Source organism: Nocardia rhizosphaerihabitans (genome assembly GCF_014646295.1).
Classification (GTDB): domain Bacteria; phylum Actinomycetota; class Actinomycetes; order Mycobacteriales; family Mycobacteriaceae; genus Nocardia; species Nocardia rhizosphaerihabitans.
Map to the genome: position 1 here is coordinate 208,671 of NZ_BMNE01000004.1, position 26,124 is coordinate 234,794.

General features: G+C 67.2%; 26 protein-coding genes and 1 tRNA gene. 18 read left to right on the forward strand and 9 right to left on the reverse strand.

Annotation, left to right across the window (positions count from 1 at the left end):
- Positions 1 to 54 precede the first annotated feature (54 nt).
- A complete protein-coding gene (locus IEY60_RS18555) occupies positions 55 to 1,584 on the reverse strand; it encodes an alpha,alpha-trehalose-phosphate synthase (UDP-forming) (protein WP_189029977.1) in 1,530 nt (509 codons plus the stop codon).
- Between the two features lie 65 nt (positions 1,585 to 1,649).
- The gene (locus tag IEY60_RS18560; RefSeq protein ID WP_019044795.1) at positions 1,650 to 1,808 is read right to left on the reverse strand and encodes a hypothetical protein; all 159 of its coding nucleotides are present in this window, start codon (positions 1,806 to 1,808) and stop codon (positions 1,650 to 1,652) included.
- Between the two features lie 172 nt (positions 1,809 to 1,980).
- Between IEY60_RS18560 and IEY60_RS18565 the strand changes: the two genes are divergently transcribed.
- The 4 genes from IEY60_RS18565 to IEY60_RS18580 all read left to right on the forward strand — a co-directional run bounded on the left by IEY60_RS18565 (position 1,981) and on the right by IEY60_RS18580 (position 4,419).
- The gene (locus tag IEY60_RS18565; RefSeq protein ID WP_189029979.1) at positions 1,981 to 2,814 is read left to right on the forward strand and encodes an alpha/beta fold hydrolase; all 834 of its coding nucleotides are present in this window, start codon (positions 1,981 to 1,983) and stop codon (positions 2,812 to 2,814) included.
- A gap of 120 nt (positions 2,815 to 2,934) precedes the next feature.
- The gene (locus IEY60_RS18570) at positions 2,935 to 3,171 is read left to right on the forward strand and encodes an MbtH family protein (RefSeq protein ID WP_022565839.1); all 237 of its coding nucleotides are present in this window, start codon (positions 2,935 to 2,937) and stop codon (positions 3,169 to 3,171) included.
- A 127-nt stretch (positions 3,172 to 3,298) separates the two neighbouring features.
- Positions 3,299 to 3,370: transfer RNA gene (locus tag IEY60_RS18575), tRNA-Thr, on the forward strand.
- A 119-nt stretch (positions 3,371 to 3,489) separates the two neighbouring features.
- The gene (locus tag IEY60_RS18580; protein WP_189029981.1) at positions 3,490 to 4,419 is read left to right on the forward strand and encodes an SMP-30/gluconolactonase/LRE family protein; all 930 of its coding nucleotides are present in this window, start codon (positions 3,490 to 3,492) and stop codon (positions 4,417 to 4,419) included.
- A 27-nt stretch (positions 4,420 to 4,446) separates the two neighbouring features.
- Here the strand turns inward: IEY60_RS18580 and IEY60_RS18585 are convergent, their stop codons facing one another.
- Positions 4,447 to 5,094, reverse strand: coding sequence for a helix-turn-helix transcriptional regulator (locus IEY60_RS18585; RefSeq protein WP_189031408.1), 648 nt, complete (start codon positions 5,092 to 5,094; stop codon positions 4,447 to 4,449).
- Positions 5,095 to 5,949: 855 nt separating this feature from the next.
- Here IEY60_RS18585 and IEY60_RS18590 point away from each other — a divergent pair.
- The 3 genes from IEY60_RS18590 to IEY60_RS18600 all read left to right on the forward strand — a co-directional run bounded on the left by IEY60_RS18590 (position 5,950) and on the right by IEY60_RS18600 (position 7,568).
- The gene (locus IEY60_RS18590) at positions 5,950 to 6,258 is read left to right on the forward strand and encodes a WXG100 family type VII secretion target (RefSeq protein ID WP_229739936.1); all 309 of its coding nucleotides are present in this window, start codon (positions 5,950 to 5,952) and stop codon (positions 6,256 to 6,258) included.
- A gap of 354 nt (positions 6,259 to 6,612) precedes the next feature.
- Positions 6,613 to 6,909, forward strand: a complete 297-nt coding sequence (locus tag IEY60_RS18595; protein ID WP_189029983.1) for a hypothetical protein — start codon at positions 6,613 to 6,615, stop codon at positions 6,907 to 6,909.
- Positions 6,910 to 7,145: 236 nt separating this feature from the next.
- Positions 7,146 to 7,568 (forward strand): hypothetical protein, encoded by a 423-nt coding sequence (locus IEY60_RS18600; RefSeq protein ID WP_189029985.1) that lies wholly within the window; start codon positions 7,146 to 7,148, stop codon positions 7,566 to 7,568.
- Between the two features lie 111 nt (positions 7,569 to 7,679).
- Here IEY60_RS18600 and IEY60_RS18605 read toward each other — a convergent pair whose 3' ends face one another.
- Together IEY60_RS18605 and IEY60_RS18610 are read right to left on the reverse strand one after the other, a co-directional pair.
- Positions 7,680 to 8,105, reverse strand: coding sequence for an HIT family protein (locus tag IEY60_RS18605; protein WP_189029987.1), 426 nt, complete (start codon positions 8,103 to 8,105; stop codon positions 7,680 to 7,682).
- 13 nt (positions 8,106 to 8,118) lie between these two features.
- Positions 8,119 to 8,496, reverse strand: coding sequence for a PH domain-containing protein (locus IEY60_RS18610; protein WP_189029989.1), 378 nt, complete (start codon positions 8,494 to 8,496; stop codon positions 8,119 to 8,121).
- 219 nt (positions 8,497 to 8,715) lie between these two features.
- On the opposite strand from IEY60_RS18610, the gene purD reads away from it, so the two are divergent.
- Positions 8,716 to 9,999 (forward strand): phosphoribosylamine--glycine ligase, encoded by a 1,284-nt coding sequence (gene purD / locus IEY60_RS18615; protein WP_189029991.1) that lies wholly within the window; start codon positions 8,716 to 8,718, stop codon positions 9,997 to 9,999.
- A 56-nt stretch (positions 10,000 to 10,055) separates the two neighbouring features.
- On the opposite strand, the gene IEY60_RS18620 is transcribed toward purD, so the two are convergent.
- Positions 10,056 to 10,958 (reverse strand): M23 family metallopeptidase, encoded by a 903-nt coding sequence (locus tag IEY60_RS18620; RefSeq protein ID WP_444543805.1) that lies wholly within the window; start codon positions 10,956 to 10,958, stop codon positions 10,056 to 10,058.
- A 463-nt stretch (positions 10,959 to 11,421) separates the two neighbouring features.
- On the opposite strand from IEY60_RS18620, the gene IEY60_RS18625 reads away from it, so the two are divergent.
- The 5 genes from IEY60_RS18625 (at position 11,422) to IEY60_RS18645 (ending at position 16,413) form a co-directional block, all read left to right on the forward strand.
- Positions 11,422 to 12,585, forward strand: a complete 1,164-nt coding sequence (locus IEY60_RS18625; RefSeq protein WP_189029995.1) for a pyridoxal phosphate-dependent aminotransferase — start codon at positions 11,422 to 11,424, stop codon at positions 12,583 to 12,585.
- A gap of 156 nt (positions 12,586 to 12,741) precedes the next feature.
- Positions 12,742 to 13,395, forward strand: a complete 654-nt coding sequence (locus tag IEY60_RS18630; protein ID WP_189029997.1) for a TetR/AcrR family transcriptional regulator — start codon at positions 12,742 to 12,744, stop codon at positions 13,393 to 13,395.
- A 6-nt stretch (positions 13,396 to 13,401) separates the two neighbouring features.
- Positions 13,402 to 14,823 (forward strand): adenylosuccinate lyase, encoded by a 1,422-nt coding sequence (gene purB / locus IEY60_RS18635; protein ID WP_189029999.1) that lies wholly within the window; start codon positions 13,402 to 13,404, stop codon positions 14,821 to 14,823.
- Positions 14,824 to 14,894: 71 nt separating this feature from the next.
- Complete coding sequence (locus IEY60_RS18640) at positions 14,895 to 15,317, forward strand: HIT family protein (RefSeq protein ID WP_229739937.1); 423 nt, start codon at positions 14,895 to 14,897, stop codon at positions 15,315 to 15,317.
- Positions 15,318 to 15,480: 163 nt separating this feature from the next.
- The gene (locus IEY60_RS18645) at positions 15,481 to 16,413 is read left to right on the forward strand and encodes an alpha/beta hydrolase (RefSeq protein WP_189030003.1); all 933 of its coding nucleotides are present in this window, start codon (positions 15,481 to 15,483) and stop codon (positions 16,411 to 16,413) included.
- A gap of 60 nt (positions 16,414 to 16,473) precedes the next feature.
- Here the strand turns inward: IEY60_RS18645 and IEY60_RS18650 are convergent, their stop codons facing one another.
- A complete protein-coding gene (locus IEY60_RS18650) occupies positions 16,474 to 17,508 on the reverse strand; it encodes a DUF2330 domain-containing protein (protein WP_229739938.1) in 1,035 nt (344 codons plus the stop codon).
- 120 nt (positions 17,509 to 17,628) lie between these two features.
- Here IEY60_RS18650 and IEY60_RS18655 point away from each other — a divergent pair, with 120 nt between their 5' ends.
- A complete protein-coding gene (locus IEY60_RS18655; RefSeq protein WP_189030005.1) occupies positions 17,629 to 19,779 on the forward strand; it encodes a S9 family peptidase in 2,151 nt (716 codons plus the stop codon).
- Positions 19,780 to 19,878: 99 nt separating this feature from the next.
- Positions 19,879 to 20,580, forward strand: coding sequence for a DUF2334 domain-containing protein (locus IEY60_RS18660; RefSeq protein WP_189030007.1), 702 nt, complete (start codon positions 19,879 to 19,881; stop codon positions 20,578 to 20,580).
- 52 nt (positions 20,581 to 20,632) lie between these two features.
- Here IEY60_RS18660 and gad read toward each other — a convergent pair whose 3' ends face one another.
- The gene (gad, locus tag IEY60_RS18665; RefSeq protein ID WP_189030009.1) at positions 20,633 to 22,009 is read right to left on the reverse strand and encodes a glutamate decarboxylase; all 1,377 of its coding nucleotides are present in this window, start codon (positions 22,007 to 22,009) and stop codon (positions 20,633 to 20,635) included.
- Between the two features lie 176 nt (positions 22,010 to 22,185).
- On the opposite strand from gad, the gene gadC reads away from it, so the two are divergent.
- The 3 genes from gadC to IEY60_RS18680 are packed head-to-tail and all read left to right on the forward strand — an operon-like array spanning position 22,186 to position 25,403.
- Complete coding sequence (gene gadC, locus IEY60_RS18670; RefSeq protein ID WP_189031211.1) at positions 22,186 to 23,610, forward strand: glutamate/gamma-aminobutyrate antiporter GadC; 1,425 nt, start codon at positions 22,186 to 22,188, stop codon at positions 23,608 to 23,610.
- Positions 23,607 to 24,044: a hypothetical protein gene (locus tag IEY60_RS18675; RefSeq protein ID WP_189030010.1), complete on the forward strand. Its 438-nt coding sequence runs from the start codon at positions 23,607 to 23,609 to the stop codon at positions 24,042 to 24,044. The genes gadC and IEY60_RS18675 overlap by 4 nt, the downstream gene beginning before the upstream one ends.
- 6 nt (positions 24,045 to 24,050) lie before the next feature.
- Positions 24,051 to 25,403, forward strand: a complete 1,353-nt coding sequence (locus tag IEY60_RS18680) for a dipeptidase (RefSeq protein WP_189030012.1) — start codon at positions 24,051 to 24,053, stop codon at positions 25,401 to 25,403.
- A 1-nt stretch (position 25,404) separates the two neighbouring features.
- Here the strand turns inward: IEY60_RS18680 and IEY60_RS18685 are convergent, their stop codons facing one another.
- The gene (locus tag IEY60_RS18685; protein WP_189030014.1) at positions 25,405 to 26,049 is read right to left on the reverse strand and encodes an MBL fold metallo-hydrolase; all 645 of its coding nucleotides are present in this window, start codon (positions 26,047 to 26,049) and stop codon (positions 25,405 to 25,407) included.
- Between the last annotated feature and the right edge of the window lie 75 nt (positions 26,050 to 26,124).

The window sequence follows — 26,124 nt, forward strand, 5'->3', positions numbered from 1 at the left end:
CACCACCCTGCTGGGAAGTGGCTGGACCCATGCTGTGAGGTCGCTGTGCGCCGCTCAGCGCGACGATTCGCCGAACACGTCCTCGTCTTCGCTGAGCAGAGCCGAGCCGGCGATATTGCCGTGCGAGAGCGAGTCGAGGAAGGCACGGGCCCAGCGTTCGACGTCGTGGGTGAGCACCTGGCGGCGCATCGACCGCATCCGGCGGCGCTTGGTGTCGCGGTCGTCGTCGAGCGCGCCGACGATGGCGTCCTTGACGCTGTCCAGGTCGTGCGGGTTGCACAGGTAGGACTGGCGCAGCTCGGCGGCAGCGCCGGTGAACTCGCTGAGCACCAGGGCGCCGTTGAGGTCGCTGTGGCAGGCCACGTACTCCTTGGCGACCAGGTTCATGCCGTCACGCAGCGGGGTCACCAGCATGGCGTCGGCGGCGACGAAGAAGGCGATCAGCTCGTCGCGGGGGATCGGGCGGTGCAGATAGTGCACGACCGGGTAGCCGACGCGGGCGAACTCGCCGTTGATCCGGCCGACCTGGCGCTCGATGTCGCCGCGCATCTTGATGTAGCTCTGCACGCGTTCGCGGCTCGGGGTGGCCAGCTGCACCATCACCGTCTCGGACGGGTCGATCCGGCCCTCTTCCAGCAGTTCCTGCAGCGCGTTGAGCCGGATGTCGATGCCCTTGGTGTAGTCGAGGCGATCGACGCCGAGCATGATGTTCTTCGGATTGCCCAGCTCGGCGCGGATCTTGGCGGCCCGTTCGCGCACCGAACGACGCCGCGAATGCTCGTCGAGCTCGGCGGAGTCGATCGAGATCGGGAACGCGCCGACGCGCACCGTGCGGAAGCCGACCTGCACCACACCCAGCTTGGACCGCACGCCGATGGTGCCCCGTGAGGTGGGCTGACCGGCCAGCCTGCGGGCCAGGTAGAGGAAGTTCTGCGCGCCGCCGGGCAGGTGGAAACCGATCAGGTCGGCGCCGAGCAGGCCCTCGACGATCTCGGTGCGCCACGGCATCTGCATGAACAGCTCGACCGGGGGGAACGGGATGTGCAGGAAGAAGCCGATGGTCAGGTCGGGCCGCAGCATGCGCAGCATCTTCGGCACCAGCTGCAGCTGGTAGTCCTGCACCCAGACCGTCGCGCCCTCGGCGGCCACCTTCGCCGTCTCCTCCGCGAACCGGCGGTTGACCTCGACATAGGCGGCCCACCAGGCCCTGTCGTAGACCGGACGCACGATCACGTCGTGATACAGCGGCCACAGCGTGCCGTTGGAGAACCCCTCGTAGTAGTCCTCGACCTCCTGCGCCGTCAGCGGCACCGGATGCAGTTCCAGGCCGTCTTCGATGATCGGCTCGACCTCGACGTCGGGCACGCCGGCCCAGCCGACCCAGGCCCCCTTGTTGCTGCGCAGGACCGGCTCCAGCGCGGTCACCAGACCGCCGGGGCTGCGCTTCCATCGGGTCGTGCCGTCGGGCAGGCGCTCCAGGTCTACCGGCAGCCGATTGGCGACGACAACGAACCCGGAGCCCGCACCGCTCGCGACGGATTCGCTGTCATCGGACGGACGGTCGTTGGACTGTTTATCGATCATTGGTCCACTCACGCATCCTTTGCGCGTCGCAGGGTCCCGCTTTGAGGTTGTGGTTGTAGGGAGGGTCAGCTGGGGCCGATGCCGAGCATCGACAGCAGCATCCGGCACTCGTCGGCGTCTTCGGCGTATGCCGCGACGACGCGCTGTGCCTGGCGAGCGGTCTCGTCGGCCAGTGGCTCGAGCTCGTCGTCGGCGATGTCGTTGGCGCTGCTCTTGGCGGCCATAGTGGTACGTCCTCCCGGTTTCCAAACGCTCTGCGTGCGAGTAGTCAATACTATCGGTCGTCTGTGCACGACCGATGAACTCCCGACCCGATCACCCCACCCCGGTGCAGTGTCGTGGCGGTCCCGTTACCGTGGTTGTCGGACAGCTCCACCCCGCAGAGAGGTTTCTTTCATGCCACTGGCCACGGTGAACGGCATCGCACTGAACTATCAGGTCAAGGGCGACCGTACCAAGGGCACCGACGTCAAGGGCGGCGGTCCGCTGGTGGTGTTGATCATGGGCACCGGGTCGCCGGGCCGGGTGTGGGATCTGCATCAGGTTCCCGCGCTGGTCGCGGCCGGGTACCGCGTCTGCGTCTTCGACAACCGTGGCATCGCGCCGTCGTTCGAGGCCGCAGGCGGTATGCGGATCGAGGATCTGGTGGCCGACACCGCGGCGCTGATCGAGTTCCTCGACGAGGGACCCGCCCTGATCGCGGGCACCTCGATGGGCGCCCGGGTCGCCCAGGAGCTGGCGCTGGCCCGTCCCGACCTGGTCCGCAAGGCTGTCTTCATGGCTGGTCACGGCAGGCTGGACCAGTTCCAGAAGACGCTGTCGGCCGGTGAGCAGGACCTCGACGCCGCGGGTATGCAGCTGCCCGCGAAATTCGAGGCGGCGCTGACCGCGGTGATGAATCTGTCGCCCGCGACCATGGCCGACACCAACGCCGCCCGCGATTGGCTGGATCTGTTCGAGTTCACCGGCGGGGCCACGCCCCCCGGAATCCGGGCCCAGCGGGCGATGGACCACGAGTTCGACCGGATCGCCGCCTACCGCGCAATCACGGTGCCCTGCCTGGCAATTGGCTTCGCCGATGATAGGATGATTCCGCCTTATCTGTCACGGGAGGTTGCCGAGGCCATCCCGGGCGCCAGGTACCAGGAGATTCCGGACACCGGGCACTACGGCTACCTGGAACGCCCCGAGGCGGTCAACAAGATCCTCCTCGATTTCTTCGCGGCCTGACCGCCGAGGCTGAGGTAACCACCTACACGTAACGTCTGCCTTGCTAGGGTCGACACAACGCCCGGGGGTGCGCACCCCTGAGCGATCCCGTACACAGCGCCAGTATCCAGTGAGGTGAAATTGAGCACCAACCCCTTCGACGACGAGGACGGCCGCTTCTTCGTTCTGGTCAACGACGAAGAGCAGCACTCCCTGTGGCCCGCGTTCGCGGAGGTCCCGGCGGGTTGGCGTGTCGTGTTCGGTGAAGAAAGCCGGGCCGCGTGCGTCGAATACGTCGAGAAGAACTGGACCGATATGCGTCCCAAGAGCCTGCGTGACGCGATGGCCGCCGACGATGCGGCTCGCGCCCAGTCCTGAGCAGTAACACAGATACTGCGCCGGGACCTCGCTGAGCGTGACGGCCGTGTGGCACTTCTACCGATGCCACGCGGCCGCCGCGTGCGGCTATGATGGTCGCTGCCCTCCGGGGCCCATGAAGTACCTTGCCTCCTTAGCTCAGTGGTAGAGCACTCGCCTTGTAAGCGAAAGGTCGTCAGTTCAATCCTGACAGGGGGCTCCGAAGACAGGCCTCCGACCTGCGTTGAAGCGCGGTCGGGGGCCTTTCGCGTCGAACCGCGCTCCTGTGCGAAGCGTTCGGCATAGGGTGAGTTCACCAGTGATCCACCTGGAGATCCGATGAACCTCTCTCGTCCGACATTCCGGACAATCGGCGCACTGGCCGCCACCGCGACGGCCGCCATCCTGCCGACGAACCCGGCTGCCGCTGCACCGGAATCGTGTCCACAGTGGACGCAGCGGACAGCCGCCTCCGGCTACGGGCTGCTCGAGAACCTCGCTTTCGACGGCCGCGGGAACCTGCTGCTGTCGGAGCAATCCGCCACCGGCGTCGGCGGCTCGCTACAGCGCCTGTCGGCCGACGGCGCGAAGTCTGTCGCGGTGGGCGATATCGACGGCCCCGGGGGAGTCATCGTCGTCGGCGACACGGCCTATTTCACCACCGGCAACAGTGCCGTCGCCGCGCTGACTGGCCGCGCGGACGGAACCATTCGCGCATTGGACCTCGACTCCGGCACGGTCACCACGGTCGCCACCGGCCTGACGATGCCGAACGGCTTGGCGCAACTACCCAACGGCGATTTCGTCGTCAGCAAGGACGTCGGCGCGGGATCCATGACGCGAGTAGCGGCGAATGGCAGCGCATCGCCCTACGCGCCGTCACTCACCTCCACCAACGGCCTCGCGTTCGACCGCGCACGCAATCGGCTCGTAGTTTCGACGACCTTCGACCCCACAACAGTGGTCACCTTCGTCGACTACGCCGACCCGTCCCGGCCGACCCCGCACACCGTGATCCCCGGACACGGCCCACTGAACGCGGCCGACGACCTGACCGTCGGCCCGGACGGCAAGGCCTACGTGGCACTCAACGTCGCAGGCCGAATCCAACAGGTCGACCTCGACACCCGCCAAACCTGCACCATCGCAGACGGACTTCCCCTGTCCTCCTCGGTCCGTTTCGGCGCAGGCCCAGGCTGGAACCCACACGCCCTCTACGTAACAAGCTTCCTCGGCACCGTCACCCAGCTGACCCCACCCACCTCCTGACGGGCTCGGGCGGCGAACTAGAACCAGTCAGGCGCAGTTGCTCCTCGGCCGGCCCGGCTTGCGGTCCCATTCCTGCGCGAACTTGCGGATCGGTACCGCATCCCACACCGGACCGGTACGCAATTCGAACAGCGGCTGCGGGAACGCCGGGGTCGAGCGAAGCTGGTGCACCCGCTTACGGCTTACTCCGAGGAGTTCGCCCACCTCGGGGGCGGATACCAGCTCCGGCAGTGTCGGAGCTTCGGCGCGCCGGGCCTGCTCGTCCTCGGTGATGACCTCGATCCCGGTCGGCGGCAGCGGGACGGCGACGCTGATCATCGTGTGCGCCATCGCGGCGGCGCTGATCGGGTCCGCCGCATCGACGTACACCGACACTTCGACACCCCGCTCGTTCTGGGAGACCGTGCCATCGTGCTCGGTGAGCATCTCTTCCCATGCGATCAGGTGAGCTTCGTCGGCCCCGCGATCGAAGGTGAATGTTGCGACCCACGTCTGAATCACTGGTCCTCCTTCCGGCGATGGGCGCGTTGTTCCTTCTTGCTCGGCGGTGGAATCTGTAGTCCGGCCCCGCGGAGTGCGACTTTCAGGTCGGCCATCCTGCGGCGGGCGTTGCTGGGTGTGGCCGGGTATCGCACTTCTGGCCCAATCGGCGATGTCCTTGATATCCGAGTTCATGGTCGCCTTCCTTTGCGATCTGTCAAGTGTTTGCCGGAGGTTCGACCATGCGGAGCACCCAAGGGTGCCGGTGTCGAACCCCCTTCCCCGGACTCCCGGTCGCCATGCCCCGATAGACCATCTCGGCCAACACTTCTGGCCCCGCGTCGAAGTGACGCGCGGCGAGGTTGGACCGTGACGTAGGTGTGCACCCCGGCCGACACGGTGCGTACGTGCGAGGCGTACGACGGTGGTACTCGCAGACGGCTGGGTTTCGGAGTGAGAGCTCCCCCTGGTCGGGCTCGTCGGTGACGACCGTGGAACAGTCCACCGGGGCCTGGGAGACGAGGCAGCAGGGTCGTCCGAGCACGGGAGCGTTGACGGCTCCTGGCGTCAGGGCGACTCCTCGGCGTGGAGAGGTGCCGAGGCGTTGCAGGTAGGGTGTCCCCTACGGTGCGAACAGGTTTTGGCTGCTTCGTACCCAGGCCCTCGGATAGCGTTGGCGCGCTACCGGGGGCCGTTCTGTGAACGCGACGTTACACCTCGGGTAACCGATGGGCAAACGACTTCGGAGAGTTGCGGATTCGGCTTCGACCTCTTCCTTATGAAATAGCAGCGGTCCGAATAGGCTTGGCCGCGGCCGTGACCCGCCGCTTGGCTATCTTGACCGCAAGACGTCAGCGCAGGCTCCATAGCGTGAGTGGCGGTGGATCGGCCAACCGGGCGAAATCGAGGCGAAGAAGGCTCTCTATGCCGGTGCGGGCATCCCGACCCGTGCGATTGCCCTTCGCCGCTCAGCCAGGGTTCGCCCCGTATGTCGCCGTCCGGTAGCGTCTCCCGACATGAGTACTCCTGGGGGGGAGCGACGGTCAGTCGTTGTCGGTAGTCCCCGACGAGGTCAGTGCAGTCGGCAAGTACGTCTACGGCCTGGCCGAAACGCTGCGCGCAGCGTTGGATTCGGCAAGTGGGGATGTCGAGGCCTTGCTCAGTGGCGGATGGCTTGGTGATCTGGCCGACGAATTCGGTACCGGTTGGACCGAAACCAGCAGTGGTGGCCGCCAGATCTGCACCGCCTTGACCGGGATGGCGGAGAAGCTGGGAGTCACCGCCGACACGTTCCAGAGTCAAGATGTCTCGAATCAGTTCTCGCTCAATATGATTGGCCTCGATCTATCGGAGTTGTAATGGGTTCGGAATTCTCTGTCGATATGGATCAGCTCGATCAGATCGTGGCTCGCCTGGCCGGATTGGCTGGGTTCGTGGCCGATCATCTCGACGACATCGATGATCAGGTCGAATCCGTCAAAGGGCACTTGGCCCGATGCGGATGTTGACCTCGATGAACTTGCCGAAGCTGCCGAAAATGTCGTAGCGCGCGGTCCTAATGACGATGGAAATTATGAACGTGACGTCGATGCGGGGCGAGTAATCGGTAGTGTGGCAGAGCAAATCGGAGGCGCAGTTACCACTCGATACAAGGTGGTTACCGACCGATTCGGTGGTGTAATAACGATGTATCCGATACCTTAAGGAGTAGAAGTGGGAATTGATGTCATTATTCAAAATCAGGTGCACAAACAGATGGAAGTCCTCACTGGCAGTGCATTGGAATCGTTGAGCAGTGTGGTATCGACTGCGCCTAGTGGATCACTGCTTTGGGGTATTCATAAACATGCGGACACGATGTTCAACGCCAAGCAGCTAGACGCGCTGATTGAGGAGATTGCAGCACTGTCCCCGAGGAATGATCTCGAACGCGAACTGTTTGCAATATTGAGCAATGCGGCAGAATTTGCAATACGTCAGCGGGGTTATATTTGGTTCAGTGGCGATTGAACGGACAGTAGCCGACAGGGCTGACGTATACGCGCAGCTGACGCCACCAAGTTTCGGACGGCGCTCGGGGCGCTGTTGAACTAGATCAATCAGGTGCAGTTGGTCCTCGGTCGGCCCGGCTTGCGGGTCCATTCCAGTGCGAAGGTTCGGATCAGGGACACCAGTACCTCGGGTGGAGTCACCGTCGATATCAAGGATCCCGGGAGTGGCAAGCCAGTAAAGGTGCATCTGCCGAAATGATGACTACGAAGCTCGAGAACTTCCTCCTGTACGCCATCGACGACGATTGGGCGCCGATCGCTGAGTTCGATGCCGACGTGCGAAAGATCGAACCAGGCGAATATTCGCGACCGCGAGTTCTGGAAATAATCCGAGAATTCGCTACTCGGGGATACATCGGACTGGGTAGTTTCCCTGGCCAGGGGCGGTCGTGGGAACCATGGAATGTATCTGTCGACGATGCGGTCCGTCGAATTGCCTTCGGCTACAATAATTGTGCTGGATATCTCGAGATTCCAGACGACGAGATCGGGTCGAACGAAGTCTTCAGGGCTGAGATCACCTCCGAGGGTCGCAAGCGACTACAGGAGCTGGGAGACCCCTACGCGCAGTACGGCGATCCATGGGCCGATGATCCGCTCCTGCGGGCTGACGGTTGAGATCCATCCGTCGGCCACGACGAACCGCGCCGTAGCCGAACGATCACAACAGCGGATCCGGACCGGTGTCCGCCGAGGTGTGCGAACTCACGCAATCCTCGGCGGCGGCGCTCAGTCGGGGACGTTGGCGCCGTGGCCGAGTTCGCGGAGGGCGGCTTTGATCTTGTCGCGGGCCTCGTCGAGGGATTCGGGTTTGGGGGCGGTGTCGGCGCCGGAGATGTCGAAGTCGCCCATGGTGTAGGCGGGGAAGACGTGGGTGTGCAGGTGGGGGACTTCCAGGCCGGCGATGAGGAGGCCGGCGCGGGGGGCGTCGAAGGCGATGCGGACGGCTTGGCCGATCTTCTGGGCGACGCCGGTGAGGCGGGCCATGACGGCGGGGTCGATGTCCTGCCACTGGTCGATCTCGGCGCGCGGCACGACGAGGGTGTGGCCCTGGGTGACGGGGGCGATGGTGAGGAAGGCGACGAACTCGTCGTCCTCCCAGACGAAACGGCCGGGAAGCTGTCCGGCGATGATCGCGCTGAAGACGGATGCCATGCGGCGAGCCTAATCAGATCCCGACGAAATGCGACAGGATGCCCTGTACCTCGTAGATGTCGACCTGACGGTTGAACCGCTGCTTGACCGGCTCGTTCCCGCTGCCGATCCAGATATAGAGCTCGGCGTCGAGATCGAAGGTGCCTGCGGTCTCCACGGCGAAATGGGTGATCGAGCGGTAGGGGATGGAGTGGTAGCTGACCTTGCGGCCGGTGACGCCCTGCTTGTCGACCAGGATCAGCCTGCGATTGGTGAACAGCATCGCGTCGCGCACCAGGATGAAGGCCGAATAGACCTGCTCACCCTGGCCGAACAGCCTCGCGTACTCCTGCTGGGCGGCGGCGGGATCGATGCGACCCGCATTGCCCATCATTCCGTCGAGCAGACCCATGCTGTGCTCCCCTCGCCCTGTCTCCGGCCGACCGTTGTCCCGCCAGCATCATTGTCCCCCAAGCGAACCCGATGTGGGTGGCGTGTGCGAGTGAATTCCCGGTGCCGGGCGAGGGCTCGGATCCGCGGCCGCGGCCGGCCGGCGGCTACCGGATACGGCGACCAGGTAGCGAGCTGGGGCGTGCGAAGCGGGTGCGCAGTGCGCGACTAATCTGTGACCGTGCGCGTACTCGTCATCGGTTCCGGAGCCCGTGAACATGCCCTCGTCCTGGCGTTGCGCCGGGACCCGTCCGTGACGGCGGTCATCGCCGCTCCGGGCAATCCGGGCATCGGACAGCATGCCGAGCTACGCCCGGTCGATCCGTGTGCGGCCGAGGACGTCGTCGCGCTGGCCACCGAGGTCGCCGCCGATCTCGTGGTGATCGGACCCGAGGTGCCGCTGGTGCTCGGCATCGCCGACGCCGTGCGCGCGGCCGGATTCCCGGTGTTCGGCCCGTCCAAGGACGCGGCCCGGATCGAGGGCTCGAAGGCGTTCGCCAAGGACGTGATGGCGGCCGCCGGTGTGCGGACCGCGCACAGCGAGATCGTCGACACCCCCGCCGACCTGGACGCCGCGCTCGATCGCTTCGGCCCGACCTGGGTGGTGAAGGACGACGGGCTCGCGGCGGGCAAGGGCGTCGTGGTGACCGCCGACCGGCGAGCGGCCCGCGATCACGGTGCCGAGCTGCTCGAACAGGGCCATCCGGTGCTGCTCGAGTCGTTCCTGGACGGCCCGGAGGTGTCGCTGTTCTGTCTGGTCGACGGCGAGACCGTCGTCCCCCTGCTACCCGCCCAGGATCACAAGCGTGTCGGCGACGGCGATTCCGGCCCCAACACCGGCGGCATGGGCGCCTACACCCCGCTGCCGTGGCTGCCCGAAGAGACGCTGATCGAGATTGTCGAGGACGTGGTCAAGCCTGTCGCGGCCGAGCTGGTGCGCCGCGGTAGCTCGTTCTCCGGCCTGCTGTACGCCGGTCTGGCGATCGGGTCGAACGGTCCGGCTGTCGTCGAGTTCAATTGCCGGTTCGGCGACCCTGAGACGCAGGCTGTGCTGGCGCTGCTCGACAGTCCGTTCGCCGAGCTGCTGCACGCCACCGCCACCGGCCGCCTGGCAGAGGTGGAGATACCGCGGTGGAAGGACGGCGCCGCGATCACTGTGGTTCTGGCTGCCGAGAACTACCCGGCGCGCCCCCGCACGGGTGACGTGATCACCGGCGCCGAGGACGGCGCACTGGACGGCGACACGCTGGTGCTGCACGCGGGCACCGGACTGCGCGAGGACAAGGCGCTGGTCTCGGCGGGTGGCCGCGTGCTCAATGTGGTCGGTGTCGGTGAGGATCTCGCCCAGGCCAGGGAGCGGGCCTACGCGCGGCTCGCTCAGATCAAGCTTCCCGGTAGCCATTTCCGCACCGATATCGGCGCCACCGAGGTTGTTGTCCCGGAGCGGACGAAGGTCTCCGAGTAGCGCGCACGGTGATCAGCGGACCGCTCGTCGTGTCCGCTGATCCTTGTCGCCGTGCGTCAGGTCAGGCGCAGTCCGTGCAATGCCAGCCACGCCTGCGGGTCCACGTGCTGGCCGTTCTGCACGATCTCGAAGTGCAGGTGGGGGCCCGTGGAGTCGCCGCGGTTGCCGATGCGGGCGATCTGCATGCCCGCGGGGACGCGTTCGCCCTGGGAGACGAAGAAGTCGTACATGTGGCCGTAGATGCTGATGGTGCCGTCGTCGTGGCGAATGCGGACCCACAGGCCGAAACCCTGCGCCGGGCCGGCTTCCACGACGGTGCCGTCGGCGACGGCGTAGATGGGGCTGCCGATGGGGGCGGCGATGTCGATGCCGCGGTGCATGGTGCCCCAGCGTGAGCCGAAACCGGAGGTGAACGCGCCCTTGGCGGGCAGGCTGAAGCCGCCGCCGGACGGAGTCGACCCCGGCACCATCACCCCGGGAACCACCGGGGCACGCTGACCCATCCAGTCCTGCCATTCGCCCGACGCCGCGGCCGCCGCTTCCGCCTTCGCCCGCTCCAGGGTGGCGCGGGCGGCGGCGGCGACCACCGCTGCCTCGCGCCGCTTCTCACCCCTGGCGATGGCGGCGAGCAGACGCGTCGACGACTGCGGATTCGGCGCGAGCTGCGGTGGATAGGCGATCGCCACCCGCTGCGCTTCCCCTGGCGCCAGCGGACGATCGCTCGCGATGTCCCTGATCTGCGAGTCGGCGGCGGCGAACACCGCGACGATGACGACGCCTGCGATCAGCACCCGACGCTCGAACAGCACCTGACGCACTCGATCCCGGCTCGGCCGCTGCGCCCACAGCGCTTCGGCACGCGCCTTGGGCCGCAGCCAGAACACCGTGCGCACCTCGCCGCGGCGCAGTTCACCGGCGACCTCGCCGACTGCCGGATGGTTGTCCACCCAGGTCGTCACGCGCTCGCGAACACTGGTCTGCGACGCCAGCTGTTCACGCCAATTCGCCTGCAGGACATGGCCGGTGAGGCTGACAGCGGACCTGCCCGCGCGATCGGCGGTCGCCTGCCCCGAAGCATCGTCGGCCTCGTGGTCGGCCGACGTGTCCTGCGCTGCACCACCATCGGCGGTGGCCTGCTTGTCGGCGTCCGTGTCTGCCTGGCGCACACCGTCACCCGTCGTCGACGGGTGGTCCGGTCCCTCGGCAGGCGAACCGTCGACAGCCGATGTGTCAGCGCGATCGACCGTCCCCGTATCCGCCCGCCGCACTCTCCCCGCCGTCCTCATCCACTCCATGGTGCCCCCGCGCCCCGGCACCGACGTAGCTGCGCCTGCTGCGTCGGTGGCTGCGTCTTCGCTGTCGGAGCCATTGTGCCGACCATATCTGTGAACGCGCGCAATCGGGTGCTCTACCGTCTCTCGGGTGTCCAGAGAATCGCGCCGGTCGACAATTCCCCCCTTCTACGTGATGGATGTGTGGAAGGCGGCGGCCGAACGGGCCAGGTCGCACGGGGATGTGCTGGTCCTCGCGGCGGGGCAGCCGTCGACGCAGGCGCCCGCGCCGGTGTTGCGGGCCACCAGGGCCGCCATCGACCACGAGCTGCTCGGCTACACCGAGACGTTCGGGATCCTGCCGTTGCGCGAAGCCATCGCGGGGCACCACAGCGAGACCTACGGCTACGACGTGCACCCGGACGAAGTGGTGGTGACCACGGGATCGTCGGGCGCGTTCACGCTGATCTTCCTGGCCGCCTTCGACGCGGGCGACACCGTGGTGGTCGCCAGGCCCGGCTACCCCGCCTACCGCAACACGCTGACCGCGCTGGGCTGCACCGTGGTCGAACTGGACTGCGGCCCGCAGACCCGCTTCCAGCCGACCGTGGCGATGCTCGAGGCACTGCCCGAGCCGCCCGCCGGCCTGGTGGTGGCCAGTCCGGCCAACCCGACCGGCACCATGATCGACCCGGCCGAGCTGGCCGCGCTGGCCCGCTGGTGCGAGGAACACGGCACCCTGCTGATTTCCGACGAGATCTACCACGGCATCACCTACGCGGGTGCGAGCACGCCGACCTCGTCGGCCTGGGAGTTCTCCCGTTCCGCGGTGGTCATCGGCTCGGTGTCGAAGTACTTCTCGATGACGGGCTGGCGGCTGGGCTGGATGCTCGCTCCCGAGGACCTGCGGCCCGCCTTGCAGCGGCTGGCCTCGAACATGACCGTGTGCCCGCCCGCCATCTCCCAATACGCGGCGGTGCATGCCTTCGGACCGGAAGCCAAGGATGAACTGGACGGTCATGTGCGCCGGTACGCGCGCAACCGGGCACTGTTGCTGGAGGGTCTGCCGAGCATCGGTATCACCGATCTCGCGCCCGCCGACGGCGCTTTCTACGCCTATGCCGATATTGGACATTTGACCAACGATTCCCGCGCCTGGTGCGCCGAGATACTCGAGCACACCGGCGTCGCGCTGGCACCCGGTCTCGACTTCGACACCGTGCACGGACTTCGCACGGTTCGCTTCTCCTTCGCAGGCGCCACCGACGACATCGCCGCAGCACTGGACCGGTTGGGAAGGTTCCTGAAGGGCTGACCGGTCGCGCTGTCAACAGTGATGTGCGACAACAACTTTGCCTAGTACGAACACTTCCGTGCCGGGATGCGGTAAAACTCAGTTATCCCGATTTCCCGCGTTTCCCCGATGACGATTGCGCACGGTTGAACTGATGATGACTGGCACGATGGCACGGTGACCACCGCGACGACCCCGAAAGGCGAACGACGTCGCCAGGCCCTGGTGGCGGCGGCGGCTGAACTGTTGCTCGAAGGCGGCTTCGACGCCGTGCGACATCGCTCGGTGGCGTCGCGGGCCGATCTTCCGCTCGCCTCGACCACCTACTATTTCGAGTCCCTGGAAGATCTGATCGCCCGGGCCGTCGAGTTCAGCGGCGCGATCGAACTCGACGCGATGCGTCGCCGGGTCGGTGAGGTCAGCCATCGCAGGCGCGGCGCCGAGGCGACCGCCGACCTGGTCCTCGACCTGCTCGTCGGGCCCGACGAGGGCGACCTCGACGCCCGCGGTCAGCTGATCGCCCGCTACGAGCGCTCCGTCGCCTCCGCCCGGCACCCCGAGTTACGCGAGGTCCAGCTCCGACTACGCACCCAGCTCGAAGAACTGCTCGCCGACGTGCTGCGCCGCTCCGACCGAGTGGTGCGCCCCGAGCAGTTGCGCAGGCTGGTCGCCGTCGTCGACGGTGCTGTGGTGGCCGCGCTGATCGAGGGCCATCCGGAACCGAGAAGGCCCGCACGGGCCGGTCTGCTGGACATGATCGACATCGTCGCCCCGCCCGTGGTCCCCAACATGATGCCCCAGCAGCTGGAACGGGCACGCCAACTAGACTGAACGTTCGTGAGCCTCGTCCCGAATGTCCTCGCCACCCGATACGCCAGCCCGGAGCTCGTCGCGCTCTGGTCGCCCGAGAACAAGATCGTGCTCGAGCGCAGGCTGTGGCTCGAGGTGCTGCGGGCCCAGTCGGAGCTCGGCATCGACGTCCCCGCCGGCGTGATCGACGACTACGCGCGCGTCATCGACCACGTGGATCTGGCCTCGATCGCCGAGCGCGAGCGGATCACCCGCCACGACGTGAAGGCCCGCATCGAGGAGTTCAACGCGCTGGCCGGGCACGAGCACGTGCACAAGGGCATGACCAGCCGCGACCTCACCGAGAACGTGGAACAGCTGCAGATCCGGCTCTCGCTCGAGCACGTCTACAACCACGGTGTCGCCGTCGCGGCCCGGCTGGCCGAGCGGGCCGCCGAGTACCAGACGCTGGTGATGGCCGGGCGCTCGCACAATGTCGCCGCGCAGGCCACCACGCTGGGCAAGCGTTTCGCCTCCGCCGCCGACGAGGTGCTCGTCGGGCTGGCCCGGCTGCGCGACCTGATCGACCGCTACCCGCTGCGCGGGATCAAGGGCCCGATGGGCACCGCCCAGGACATGCTCGACCTGCTCGACGGTGACGCGGGCAAGCTGGCCGCGCTCGAGCAGCAGGTGGCCACGCACCTCGGTTTCGCGACCGTATTCACCAGCGTCGGCCAGGTGTACCCGCGCTCGCTGGACCACGACGTTCTCTCGGCGCTGGTGCAGCTGGGTGCGGGCCCCTCGTCGTTCGCGCACACCATCCGGCTGATGGCGGGCCACGAGCTGGTCACCGAGGGCTTCCAGCCCGGCCAGGTCGGGTCGTCGGCGATGCCGCACAAGATGAACACCCGCTCCTGCGAGCGCGTCAACGGCCTGCAGGTCGTGTTGCGCGGCTACGGCTCGATGGCGGCCGAGCTCGCCGGCGCGCAGTGGAACGAGGGCGACGTGTTCTGCTCGGTGGTGCGCCGCGTCGCGCTGCCGGACGCGTTCTTCGCCATCGACGGCCAGACCGAGACCTTCCTGACCGTGCTCGCCGAGTTCGGCGCGTACCCGGCGGTGGTCGCGCGTGAGCTCGACCGGTACCTGCCGTTCCTGGCCACCACCCGCATCCTGATGGCGGCGGTGCGCGCGGGCGTCGGTCGCGAGACCGCGCACGAGGTCATCAAGGAGCACGCGGTCGCGGTGGCGCTGGCCATGCGCGAGCAGGGCCGCGAGCCCGACCTGCTGGACCGCCTGGCCGCCGACGACCGGATGCCGCTGGATCGTGCGGCCCTCGACGCCGCGCTGGCCGACAAGTCGGCCTTCATCGGCGCCGCCTCCGATCAGGTATCCGAGGTGATCGCGCAGGTGCAGAAGCTGGTCGAGGCGAACCCCGAGGCGGCGCGCTACACCCCGTCGCCGATTCTCTAGCGCCGATGCCGCTGCCGCGTCCGGGAATTCGTGCCAGGGCGCGGCGGCTCGCGGGCATTTTAGGATGGGGTGTGAATCCCTACACGATCTTCACCGACATCGTCGCCGGCCGGGCACCCGCGTCCAAGGTCTACGAGGACGACGATGTGCTGGCCTTCATGGACATTCGTCCCGTGACACCCGGCCACGTGCTCGTGGTGCCGAAGGTGTCCGCGCCGAGCCTGGCCGATCTCGATCCGGTCCTGGGCGGCAAGCTGTTCCAGGTGGGTCAGCGGATCGCGGCCGCGTTGCGGTCCAGTGAGGTGGCCGCCGACGGGGTGAACTTCTTTCTCGCCGACGGGGTCACGGCCGGGCAGGAAGTCTTCCACGTGCACCTGCACGTGATCCCGCGGACGCCGGGCGACGGCTTCGGACTGCGTGCGCGACCGACCTCGCCCGCCCGCGCCGACCTCGACTATCTGGCCGGTTCCATCCGGGGCGCCCTCACTCGCTGATGCCCGCTTCGGGCGAACCGGGCATTGCAGACCAGCGAGTTTGCTGAAGAAACGCCCGAAACGCCGAATGCTTCCAGTTCATTCACCTCTGGGTTACCTTGGACTGTCATTGGCATGCGGTAATGGAGGGTGGGACGTGCGTTCTACAGGTGTTGCTGCTTCAGTGCTGGCTTTCGCTCTCGCGTTGCTCGGACCCGCGGTGGTGAACCCCGCCCCCGCGGCGGCCGCCCAGATCATCGGGGTCGACAATCTCACCCCCACCCGCACTGCCATCACGGTCGCTTCGCCCGCGATGGGCCGCAATATCGACCTGCAGGTGCTGCACCCGGCGGGCGGCGGCTCCCGGTCGACGTACTACCTGCTCGACGGCCTCGATCCCGGTGTCGGCCAGAGCACCTGGACCAACGCGACCGACGCGGAGGCCTTCTTCCGCGGCAAGCACGTCAACGTGGTGATGCCGATCGGCGGGCAGGCCAGCTACTACGCCGACTGGATCACCGACGACCCGCGCTTCGGCCGGTACAAGTGGGAGACCTTCCTGACCCAGGAGCTGCCCGGGCTGATCAACGCGGCGTTCGACGGCAACGGCGTCAACGGCATCGGCGGCCTGTCGATGGGCGGCAACGCGGCCTATGTCCTGGCCGCCCGGCACCCCGAGCTGTATCGGGCCGTCGCCGGTTACAGCGCGTGCCCCGACAGCGCGATGGCGGCGGGCGCGATCATGTTCTCCATCGCCAATCGCGGTGGCAACCCGCTCAACATGTGGGGCGCGCCCGGCAGCCCGGAATGGGCCGCGCACGATCCGGCGCTGATGATCGACCGGCTGCGCGGCAAGGCGCTGTACCTGTCGACCGGTACCGGCATCCCCGGCCCGCACGAGGCCGAGCTCAAGCCGCAGCTGGCGGAGAACATCTTCCTCGGCGGGCCCATCGAACTCGGCGTCAACACGTGCATGGTGGCCTTCGACCAGCGCCTGCGCGCGGCGGGGATCGGTGCCAGGATCGACTACCACCCGGTCGGGACGCACTCTTGGTCGTACTGGCAGGACGCGCTGCATGCGTCCTGGCAGACCATCGGCCCAGCGCTGGGGGCCTGAGAATACTGTTTCGCGCGGCCCGGCTCGACGGCTTTGCGGCCCGAGAGGCGGGCCGTCGTGCTAGCCGGCCGACCGGCGGCGCAGTACCGCGCCCGCGATCACCCCGATGACCGAGAGTCCGGCGATGATCAGCACGTAACCCGCTGGGAAGCCCAGGATCTGGACATACTCCTTGCTCACCACCCGGTCGCGCACGGTGACGTCCTTCCACGCGGCGGCGAGGGTGAAATCGCTGGTGATGGTCGACGGCTGGGGAATGTTCACCGAGAGCTCGGTCAGGTAGTTCTTGCCCCCGGCAAGCGCTTTCAGATCCGGATCGGTGAGTTCACCGATGGGGGAGGCGAATTCGGTGGTCGTTGACTGTGTCGCCGTGTCGGCGTCGACGCGCGCCACGCGGTGGTCGCTGAAGACGTAGAGATGGACCGACTGCGGTCGGGTGGCCGCGGCGGACATCCGCATCGGGTACACGAGGCGGTCGGAATCGAAGGTGAGGCGCACCGGATCGAGCTCGCCCGAAAGGGGTTTCGAGCTGGTGAGGCGCATGGCGACGAAGGACCAGCCCTCGCGCAGGTACGGGTCGAGGGTGGCACTCACCTCGGGGCGGAGCTGATAGCCGTTGGCGTCCAGCCACTCCCGTACGCCGGTGAGATCGCCGCCGCGCAAGGTGGTCGCCTCCAGCGGGCCGAGCTGCACCTGTCCGAGGACATCGGGACCGGAGCCGGGGGCGGCACCCGAGGTCGCACCGTCGTAGTCGCTCCCGAACCAGTGGTATTCCTTGACGACCTCGGGCGCGGTGAGCCGAGACAGCTCACTGAACGAGGCCGAGCTCCCGGCCGACACGGTCGCCGGTGTCGGCGTGGGAACGATCAAGGCCGCATCGGCACCGTCGAACTGCATCCCCAACCGCATCAGCACCGTCTCGCGCGTCCCGTCCCAGCCGAGCACCGCGGTCTCGCTGTCGACCCGCGCCGAGTTCCCGCCGCTGACCACCCCACCGCAGGCACACGCGGCCGCCGGGGCGACCGCCGCCGACGCGGCCGCAAGCACCACCCCGACAGTCACGACGAACGATCGAACCGCATACCGCATCCCCATGCGAGCAGGCTACGCACCCACCGCCCCGCTGCCATCCGCAAAAATACCTAGCACGGACGCCTGGGGGCGTAGCGGCCGAGTTGGCGGGCCGGGCTGGAGCGCTGCGGCTACGGTGGACCCATGGCTGGCGAGAATGAGACGGTGTCGGCGCCGATCGCGAAGAAGGTGCCCTTCGAGCGGGTGCACCACGGTGACACGTTCGTCGACGAGTACGAGTGGCTACGGGACAAGGACGATCCCGAGGTCATCGCGTACCTGGAGGCCGAGAACGCCTTCACCGAGGCGCAGACCGACCAGCTCCAGCCGCTCCGGGACAAGATCTTCGACGAGATCAAGGCCCGCACCCAGGAGACCGATCTGTCGGTCCCGACCAGGCTGGGGGAGTACTGGTACTACTCCCGCAGTTTCGAGGGCAAGCAGTACGGGGTGCATTGCCGCTGTCCCATCGATGCGAACGCCGACGGCATCGACGCGTGGACGCCGCCGCAGCTCGAGGCCGAGACGGTGATCGAGGGCGAACAGGTGCTGCTCGACAGCAATGTCCTGGCCGAGGGGCTGGACTTCTTCGCACTTGGCGCGTTCTCGCTCAGCCACGACGGCAACCTGCTCGCCTACTCGGTCGACAGCACCGGCGACGAGCGCTACACGCTGCGGATCAAGGACCTGCGCACCGGTGAGCTGCTGCCGGACGAGGTCGCGGGCGCGGCGCCGGGGGCGACCTGGTCGCTGGACGGCACGCACATCTTCTATCAGACCGTCGACGAGTCGTGGCGGCCCGACACCGTGTGGCGCCACCGCGTCGGCGCGGCCGCCGACACCGACGTGACGGTGTTCCACGAGCCCGACGAGCGCTACTGGGTCAGCGTCGGCGCGACCCGCTCCGAGAAGTACCTGATGATCTGGCTCGGTTCCAAGATCACCACCGAGGGCTGGGTGCTCGAGTCGGACAACCCCGAGGGCGAGTTCCGGGTGCTGCTGCCGCGTCGCGAGGGCGTGGAGTACTCGGCCGAGCACGCGGTGATCGCCGGCGAGGACCGCTTCCTGATCCTGCACAACGACGTGGTCGACGGGGTGAAGGCGGAGAACTTCGTCCTCGCCGAGGCGCCCGCCACCGACCCGTCGGACATGACGATCCTGATCGGGCACCGCGAGGACGTGCGGCTCGAGGACATCGACGCCTTCGCCAACCACCTGGTGCTCGGCTACCGCCGCGACGCGCTGCCGCGCCTGTCGGTGTGGCCGCTGACCGCCGAGGGCTACGGCGAACTGACCGAGCTGGACTTCGGGCTCGAATTGTTCTCCGCCGGTGCCGGTTCCAGCCCGGAATGGGAGCAGCCGACGCTGCGGGTCGGGGTCACCTCGTTCATCACCCCGATGCAGGTGTTCGACTACGTGCCCGCCACCGGTGAGCTGCTGCTGCGCAAAGAACAGCCGGTGCTCGGTGGCTACGACCCGAACGACTATGAGCAGCACCGGGATTGGGCCGTCGCCCAGGACGGCACCCGGATTCCGATCTCGCTCATCAAGCGCCGCGACCTGCCCGCCGACGGCCCGAAGCCGATGCTGCTCTACGGATACGGCTCCTACGAGGCCAGCATCGACCCGTCGTTCTCGGTCTCGCGGCTGTCGCTGCTCGATCGCGGCATGGTGTTCGCGGTGGCGCATGTGCGCGGCGGCGGCGAGATGGGCAGGCTCTGGTACGAGCACGGCAAGACGCTGCTGAAGAAGAACACCTTCACCGACTTCGTCTCCTGCGCACACCATCTCATCGACACCGGCGCCACCGCGGCGGACCGGTTGATCGCCGACGGCGGCAGCGCGGGCGGCCTGCTGATGGGCGCGGTCGCCAACCTGGCGCCGGAACTGTTCACCGGCATCCTCGCCAATGTCCCCTTCGTCGACCCGCTCACCTCGATCCTCGACCCGTCGCTGCCGCTGACGGTCATCGAATGGGACGAGTGGGGAAACCCGTTGGCCGACAAGGACGTCTACGACTACATGAAGTCGTACTCGCCCTACGAGAACATCGAAGCCAAGGACTACCCGGCGATCCTGGCGATCACCAGCCTCAACGACACCCGCGTCCTCTACGTCGAGCCGGCCAAGTGGGTCGCCAAACTGCGCGACACCAAGACCGGCGACAGCGAACTGCTGCTGAAGACGGAGATGAGCGCGGGCCACGGCGGCGTGAGCGGGCGCTACGAGAAGTGGAAGGAAGTCGGCTTCGAGTACGCCTGGGTGCTCGACAAGGTCGGCCTGGCCGACGCGTAACCGGCCGCACCGGCAGCGGTGATGAGGCGTGCGCCGATGTTCGTCGGGGCGTCATCGGCGGAGCACGCGGGTGTCACCTCGGGCTGACATCGTAGGTCCATGAACGCTGAGCTGATCGTTTCCGTATCGGGGATCCGGGACACGACCCGCGACGCCGCGATCGAGTTCGCGACGGACATGGACCAGCGCGGTGTTCGGCTGTCGCTGCTGGTCGCGCCCCGGTTGAAGGGCAAGTACCGGCTGGTCGACGATCCGGCGACCCAGTCGTGGCTGCGCGGCAGGCGGCACGAGGGCGACGCGATCGTGCTGCACGGATACGACCAGGCGGCGACCAAGTCACGGCGGGCCGAGTTCGCGAGCCTGCCCAGGCACGAGGCGACGCTGCGGCTCAAGGCGGCCGACCGGGTGATGGAACAGGTGCAGCTGCGCACCCGGCTGTTCGCCGCGCCGCGCTGGGACGCCTCGGCGGGCGCGCTGGCCGCGCTGCCCGACGTCGGCTTCCGCATGGCCTTCGGCCTGACCACCATGCTGGATCTGGAACGCGACGTGGCGCAGCGGGCCAGGGTGTACGGCATCGGCGAGGGTTTCCGCGCCGAACCGTGGTGGTGCCGGGCGCTGGTGATGGGCGCCGCCCGCACCGCGCGGCGCGGCGGAGTACTGCGGCTGGCGATCTCGGCGGCCCAGTTGCAGCGGTCGGGTCCGCGCCAGGCGATGCTCGACGCCGTCGACTTGGCGCTGTATCACGGTGCGCGCAGCGACGTGTACCGCTGGGAACCCATCACCGCGGCCAAAGCTGCCTGACCGGCCACCGTCGCGCGCGTCGGCGATCAAGGCGCGCGGCGGTGGCCCCATGTCACGGCACTTCCGGGGCGGCGTCGTGGGTGAAGCCACCCGCCTGCGCGCGGGTCAGCGGCGTGCGCCACGGATTGGCCGAGAGATGACGCAGGCTGCGCCCGATGTCGGCGAGCAGGAGTTCGGCCATGTCGAGGGTGAAGCCGTGCCGGAACACCGCGCGCATGATCGTCTCGTCCTGCCGGCCGGCGGGCAGCGGATAGGCGGCGATGAGCCACCCGCGGGCGCGCAGCCGGTCGGACAGGTCGTAGAGGTTGTAGTCGGGGCCCTCGGTCAGCCGCCACGTCACCGCGGCGATGCCGCGCTCCGGTTCGCCCGCGTGGATCAGCTCGAACGGTCCGATCGCACCCAGCCCCTTCGCGAAATGCCGTGCGACGAAGTAGGTCGCCGACTGCACCCGGGCGTAACCCGCGCGGCCGAGCCGGATGAAGTTGTAGTACTGGGTGATGACCTGCCCGCCCGGCCGGGAGAAATTGAGATTGAACGTCGGCATGTTGCCGCCGAGGTAGTCGACGTCGAAGATCAGTTCCCGTGGCAGATCGGCGGCTTCGCGCCAGATCGCCCAGCCGACGCCGAGCGGGGCGAGACCGGTCTTGTGACCGGAGGTGTTGATCGACTTCACCCGCGGTAACCGGAAGTCCCACACCAGGTCCGGTGCGGTGAACGGACCGAGGAAGCCGCCGCTGGCCGCGTCGACGTGGATCGGGATGTCGGGCCCGCCCGCGGCGTGCAGGCGGTCGAGGGCGGCGCTGATCGCGGCGACGTCCTCGAACAGGCCGGTGAAGGTCTGGCCGAAGGTCGGCACCACGGCGATGGTGTTGTCGTCGCAGTATTCCGGTAGGTCGTCGGGGTGCATGGTGTACCGGTCGCCGCGCAACGGGATCTGGCGCAGTTCCACGTCGAAGTAGCGCGCGAACTTCTCCCAGCACACCTGCACCGGCCCGCTCACCAGGTTCGGCATCCCGGTGCCGCCGCGCGCCCGCCAGCGGAACTTCGCGGCGAGACCGCCGAGGATCGCGGCCTCGCTGGAGCCGGTGGTCGAGGTGCCGAGCGTGGACGCGGGATCGGGAGCGTGCCACAGGTCGGCCAGCATGCGCACACAGCGCTTCTCCAGCTCGGCGGTCTGTGGGTATTCGTCCTTGTCGACGATGTTCTTGTCGATCGATTCGGCCATCAGGCGACGGGCCTTGTCGTCGATCCACGTCGTGCAGAAGGTGGCCAGATTCATCCGGGCGACACCGTCGAGGATCAATTCGTCGTGCACGATCTCGTAGGCGACGTCGGGAAAGAGTTCGTGGGCGGGAAACCCGCCGTGCGGGGCGGGCCGGGTGAAGCCGGGAAGACTGAAAAGGTCGTTGGGGAAGAGATTCTCGGCCACTGTTCCTCCAGTCAGAGGGTGCACTGCCAGGTGTTTGCTCTACCGGAATTCTGCAACGATTCTGTTCTCTTTGCGCTCGATTCGAGCCTACCAAGGGGATGCTAGATGGTTACTATGCATGAGCAAGTGATCGAGGGTTCCCGCTAGTTGTGCAGACACAGCAGGAGGCAGCGCTGATGACGGGCACCGCGACGAAAGTCGCGACCACCACGAAGTATTTGTCCTGGGTGACATTGGCGCTGATGACCACGAGTTCGGTGGCCAGCCTCCGATCAGCCCCCACGATGGCGGTTTACGGACTCGCCTGCGTATTTCTCTACATCATTCCCGCGATTCTCTTTCTGCTGCCGACCTCGCTGGTCGCCGCGGAACTGGCATCGGGTTGGCAGGGTGGCATCTACAAATGGGTCGGGGACGGGCTGAACAAGCCGCTCGGCTTTCTCGCAGTCTGGTGCCAGTTCGCCATGACGATTTTCTACTATCCGAGCCTGCTCGCTTATGTGGCAAGCACTTTCGCGTACATCATTCATCCGTCGCTGGCCGCCAACGGCCTCTATGTGGCGATCGTGATCATCACGATCTACTGGGCCGGTGTGTATGTGTCCTCGCAGGGCACCAAGACCGTGGCCGGGTTGTCGAGTATGGGTCTGGTGATCGGCACGCTGATTCCCGGCACGCTGCTGGTCGTGCTCGGTCTGGTATTCCTCGCGCAGGGCAATCCGTCTGCGGCGCCGATGGATTCGTCGCATCTGCTGCCCGCGTGGACCGGGTTGGCGAGTCTGGTGCTGATCGTGAACAACTTCCTGTCCTACGCGGGCATGGAGATGAACGCGGTGCACGTGTCGTCGCTGCGCAATCCGGCCAAGGAGTTCCCGAAGGCGATGTTCCTGGCCATGGGCCTGGTGCTGGTCATCTTCATCCTGCCCGCGCTGGCGATCAGCTGGGTCGTCCCGTCGGCCAGCCTGAGTCTCACCGCGGGTGTGATGCAGGCCTTCGACGGGTTCTTCAGTCACTTCGGGATCGGTTTCCTCACCCCGATCATCGGTATCGCGCTGGTGGCCGCGGCACTGGGCGGCATGCTCACCTGGCTGGCCGGACCATCGAAGGGGCTGTTGCTGATCGGGCGCAGCGAGGGCTATCTGCCGCCGATCCTCACCCGGCTCAACAAGCACGGCGTGCAGCAGAACATGCTGGTGGCGCAGGGTATTTTCACCACGCTGATCGCGCTGCTCTACGCCTTCATCCCCAATGTCTCCAGCGCATACTGGATTCTGTCGGTGATCACCACGCAGGTGTATCTGATCATGTACGTGCTGATGTTCGCCGCGGCCGCCAAGCTGCGCAGAGACGATCCGGATCATCCGCGCGGATACCGGGCGCCGGCGTTGTTCGCGCTCTGCGGACTCGGCGCCGCGTCCTCGATCGCCGCGTTCGCGATCGGCTTCGTCCCGCCTTCGCAGTTCGGTGCGGGTAGCCCGTGGGTGTACGTACTCATCGTCGGCGGCGGCATGGGCATCGTCGGCCTGCTCATCCCGTACCTGTTCTACCGAAATCGCAGGGACAGCTGGAAACTCGCCGTTCCGGAAGGGGAGCAGGTATGACGACCGGAGACGCCCCCGACAACAAGCGACGCTGGATCTACGTCACCGCCGGTGCGCTGCTGGTGGTGTTCGCGCTGATCGGCCTGTTCACCTTCAGCGCGATCCGTGAGAACACCGACGCCCAGCGCAAAGCCGAACAGCTGCACAGCAATCTGATCGCCGCAGGTCTGCCCGCACCGGAGCCGGACGTGATCGCGAACGCTCTCGGCGACGACGGCGGCTCGGTCTGCCAGGACCCGAGTTCGCCGCTGATCAGGGCGAAATACCAGGCCTCGATCACCAACGGCGCGGCGGGTCCAGGGCAGCGTCCGGTGATCGGCCCGCGTGACACCGCCGAGGCGGTGGGCATCACCATCGCCACCTATTGCCCGGATCGGTTGCAGGACTACCTTTCTCATCTCGACACACTGAAGCTGGACGACACGACGAAGTGAGGCGTGATGACCGAAACTCCCGATGTGGCTGCGCTGCGCGGCAAGGTATCCAGGCTGATGGGTCAGGCGAAAAAGGATCTGGCCGAGCTGGTTTCGTTCAAATCCGTCGCTGACCCGCGTCAGTTCCCGCCGGAAGGGTGTGAGCAGACGGCGCAGTGGGTGGCCGACGCGTTCGCCGCGGCCGGGCTGACCGAGGTCGGGCTGCACGAGACGCCGGACGGCAGCAAGGCGGTCATCGGGCACAAGCCGGGTCCGCCGGGAACGCCGACGGTGCTGCTGTACTGCCACTACGACGTGCAACCGCCGCTCGACGACGCCGCGTGGAAAACCCCCGTCTGGACGCTGACCGACAAGGACGGCCGCTGGTACGGGCGCGGCGCGGCCGACTGCAAAGGCAATATCGTCACCCACCTGACGGCACTGCGCGCGATCGGCCCGGACTTCCCGATCGGCATCAAGGTGGTGTCGGAAGGCTCGGAGGAGCAGGGCACCGGCGGGCTGGAGAAGTTCGTCGTCGCGAACCCCGACCTGCTGGCCGCCGACGCCATCCTGGTCTCGGACTGCGGCAACTTCGCGGTCGGCGTGCCCACCTTCACCCAGACCCTGCGCGGGATGGTGAACGTGGTCCTCACCGTGCACACCCTGGCAGGTCCGATGCATTCGGGCATGTTCGGCGGGCCTGCGCCGGATGCGCTGGCGGCGATGATCCGGCTGCTGGCGTCGTTGCGTGACGAGCACGGCAACACCACCATCGATGGGCTCACCAACGATCAGAAGTGGTCGGGCGCCCAGTATCCGGTGCCCGATTTTCGGTCCGACGCGGGCGTGCTCGACGGCGTCGACCTGGTCGGCAGCGGCACGGTCTCCGACATGCTGTGGTCGCGGCCCGCGTTGACCGTGCTCGGCATGGACGTACCCGCGGTGGTCGGCTCCTCGGCGGCGATCCAGCCGAGCACCAGGGCCAGACTCAATCTGCGCATCCCGCCGGGTACCGAGCCGAAGCAGGCCTACGACCTGCTCGAGAAGCATCTGCGCGCGCACCTGCCCTGGAACGCGCACCTCGACATCGAACTCGAGTCGCTGGGCGAGCCGTTCGCCGCCGCCGAACACGGTCCGGCCCGCGCGGCCATGGGCAAGGCGATGGAAACCGCCTACGGGCGCCCGGTCACCACCGAGGGCCAGGGCGGCTCGATTCCGCTGTGCAACGTCTTCGCCGACACCTACCCGAACGCGGAGATCATGCTGACCGGCGTCGAGGAGCCGAAATGCCTGATCCACGCGCCCAACGAGAGTGTGGACCCGAGCGAGATCGAACACATGGCCCTGGCCGAGGCGCTGTTCCTGAGCAGCTATCGCTGAGTCAGAACTGCGCCTGATCCTCCGGCTGGATCGCCCGGAACTCGGTGCCCGCCGGAGCCATCTCGTTCAGCCTGCCGAAGTAGATGCCCTGCGCCGCCGGCTCGATGATCCCGAAATGGATCGGGACGGCGGTGCGGGGATTCACCGCGCGCAGGTAGTCGACGGTGTCCCAGATCCGCATCCAGGGGGCGACGGCCGGGATGGCGAGCACGCCGACCGGGACCGGCGGCACCCACAGCGAGTCGCCGGGGTGGACCAGCTGGGCCGGATCGGCCGCGGTGCCGAGCTGGAAGACCGTGTTGTCGATCACCGGGATGTCCGGGTGGATGACGGCGTGGCGCCCGCCACCGCCGGTGATCTGTAGCTCACCGATATCGAGCACCTGACCGGCCGAGACCGGCTCCCAGCCCTCGCTGCGGCGCTGGGCGGTCTGCGGGTCCGACAGCAGGCGGGCGGTCGGGTTGGCCTCGATCAGCGCCTCGATCCGGTTCGGATCGATGTGGTCGGGATGCTGGTGGGTCACCGCGATCGCGTCCAGTCCGGTGATGCCCTCGAAACCGTGCGCGAACGTGCCTGGATCGAACAGCACCTTCACGCCGTGCAGTTCCACGAGGATGCAGGAATGACCGAAGTGGGCGATACGCATATGCCGATGCTAAGCCGCCGCGACCCCGGAACGCGGGCACGACGGCCGGGTCAACTAGGATTTCTGAGGTAACCC

What these genes read in the sequence shown, in the direction of transcription:
- IEY60_RS18555 (WP_189029977.1), bottom strand. Translation starts at nt 1,584, where the DNA reads ATGATCGATAAACAGTCCAACGACCGTCCGTCCGATGACAGCGAATCC.
- IEY60_RS18605 (WP_189029987.1), bottom strand. Translation starts at nt 8,105, where the DNA reads ATGGCATCCGTCTTCAGCGCGATCATCGCCGGACAGCTTCCCGGCCGT.
- IEY60_RS18675 (WP_189030010.1), top strand. Translation starts at nt 23,607, where the DNA reads ATGACGACCGGAGACGCCCCCGACAACAAGCGACGCTGGATCTACGTC.
- IEY60_RS18600 (WP_189029985.1), top strand. Translation starts at nt 7,146, where the DNA reads ATGATGACTACGAAGCTCGAGAACTTCCTCCTGTACGCCATCGACGAC.
- IEY60_RS18680 (WP_189030012.1), top strand. Translation starts at nt 24,051, where the DNA reads ATGACCGAAACTCCCGATGTGGCTGCGCTGCGCGGCAAGGTATCCAGG.
- IEY60_RS18660 (WP_189030007.1), top strand. Translation starts at nt 19,879, where the DNA reads ATGAACGCTGAGCTGATCGTTTCCGTATCGGGGATCCGGGACACGACC.
- gadC (WP_189031211.1), top strand. Translation starts at nt 22,186, where the DNA reads ATGACGGGCACCGCGACGAAAGTCGCGACCACCACGAAGTATTTGTCC.
- IEY60_RS18685 (WP_189030014.1), bottom strand. Translation starts at nt 26,049, where the DNA reads ATGCGTATCGCCCACTTCGGTCATTCCTGCATCCTCGTGGAACTGCAC.
- IEY60_RS18560 (WP_019044795.1), bottom strand. Translation starts at nt 1,808, where the DNA reads ATGGCCGCCAAGAGCAGCGCCAACGACATCGCCGACGACGAGCTCGAG.
- IEY60_RS18655 (WP_189030005.1), top strand. Translation starts at nt 17,629, where the DNA reads ATGGCTGGCGAGAATGAGACGGTGTCGGCGCCGATCGCGAAGAAGGTG.
- IEY60_RS18585 (WP_189031408.1), bottom strand. Translation starts at nt 5,094, where the DNA reads ATGAACTCGGATATCAAGGACATCGCCGATTGGGCCAGAAGTGCGATA.
- IEY60_RS18650 (WP_229739938.1), bottom strand. Translation starts at nt 17,508, where the DNA reads ATGGGGATGCGGTATGCGGTTCGATCGTTCGTCGTGACTGTCGGGGTG.
- IEY60_RS18580 (WP_189029981.1), top strand. Translation starts at nt 3,490, where the DNA reads ATGAACCTCTCTCGTCCGACATTCCGGACAATCGGCGCACTGGCCGCC.
- IEY60_RS18610 (WP_189029989.1), bottom strand. Translation starts at nt 8,496, where the DNA reads ATGGGTCTGCTCGACGGAATGATGGGCAATGCGGGTCGCATCGATCCC.
- IEY60_RS18565 (WP_189029979.1), top strand. Translation starts at nt 1,981, where the DNA reads ATGCCACTGGCCACGGTGAACGGCATCGCACTGAACTATCAGGTCAAG.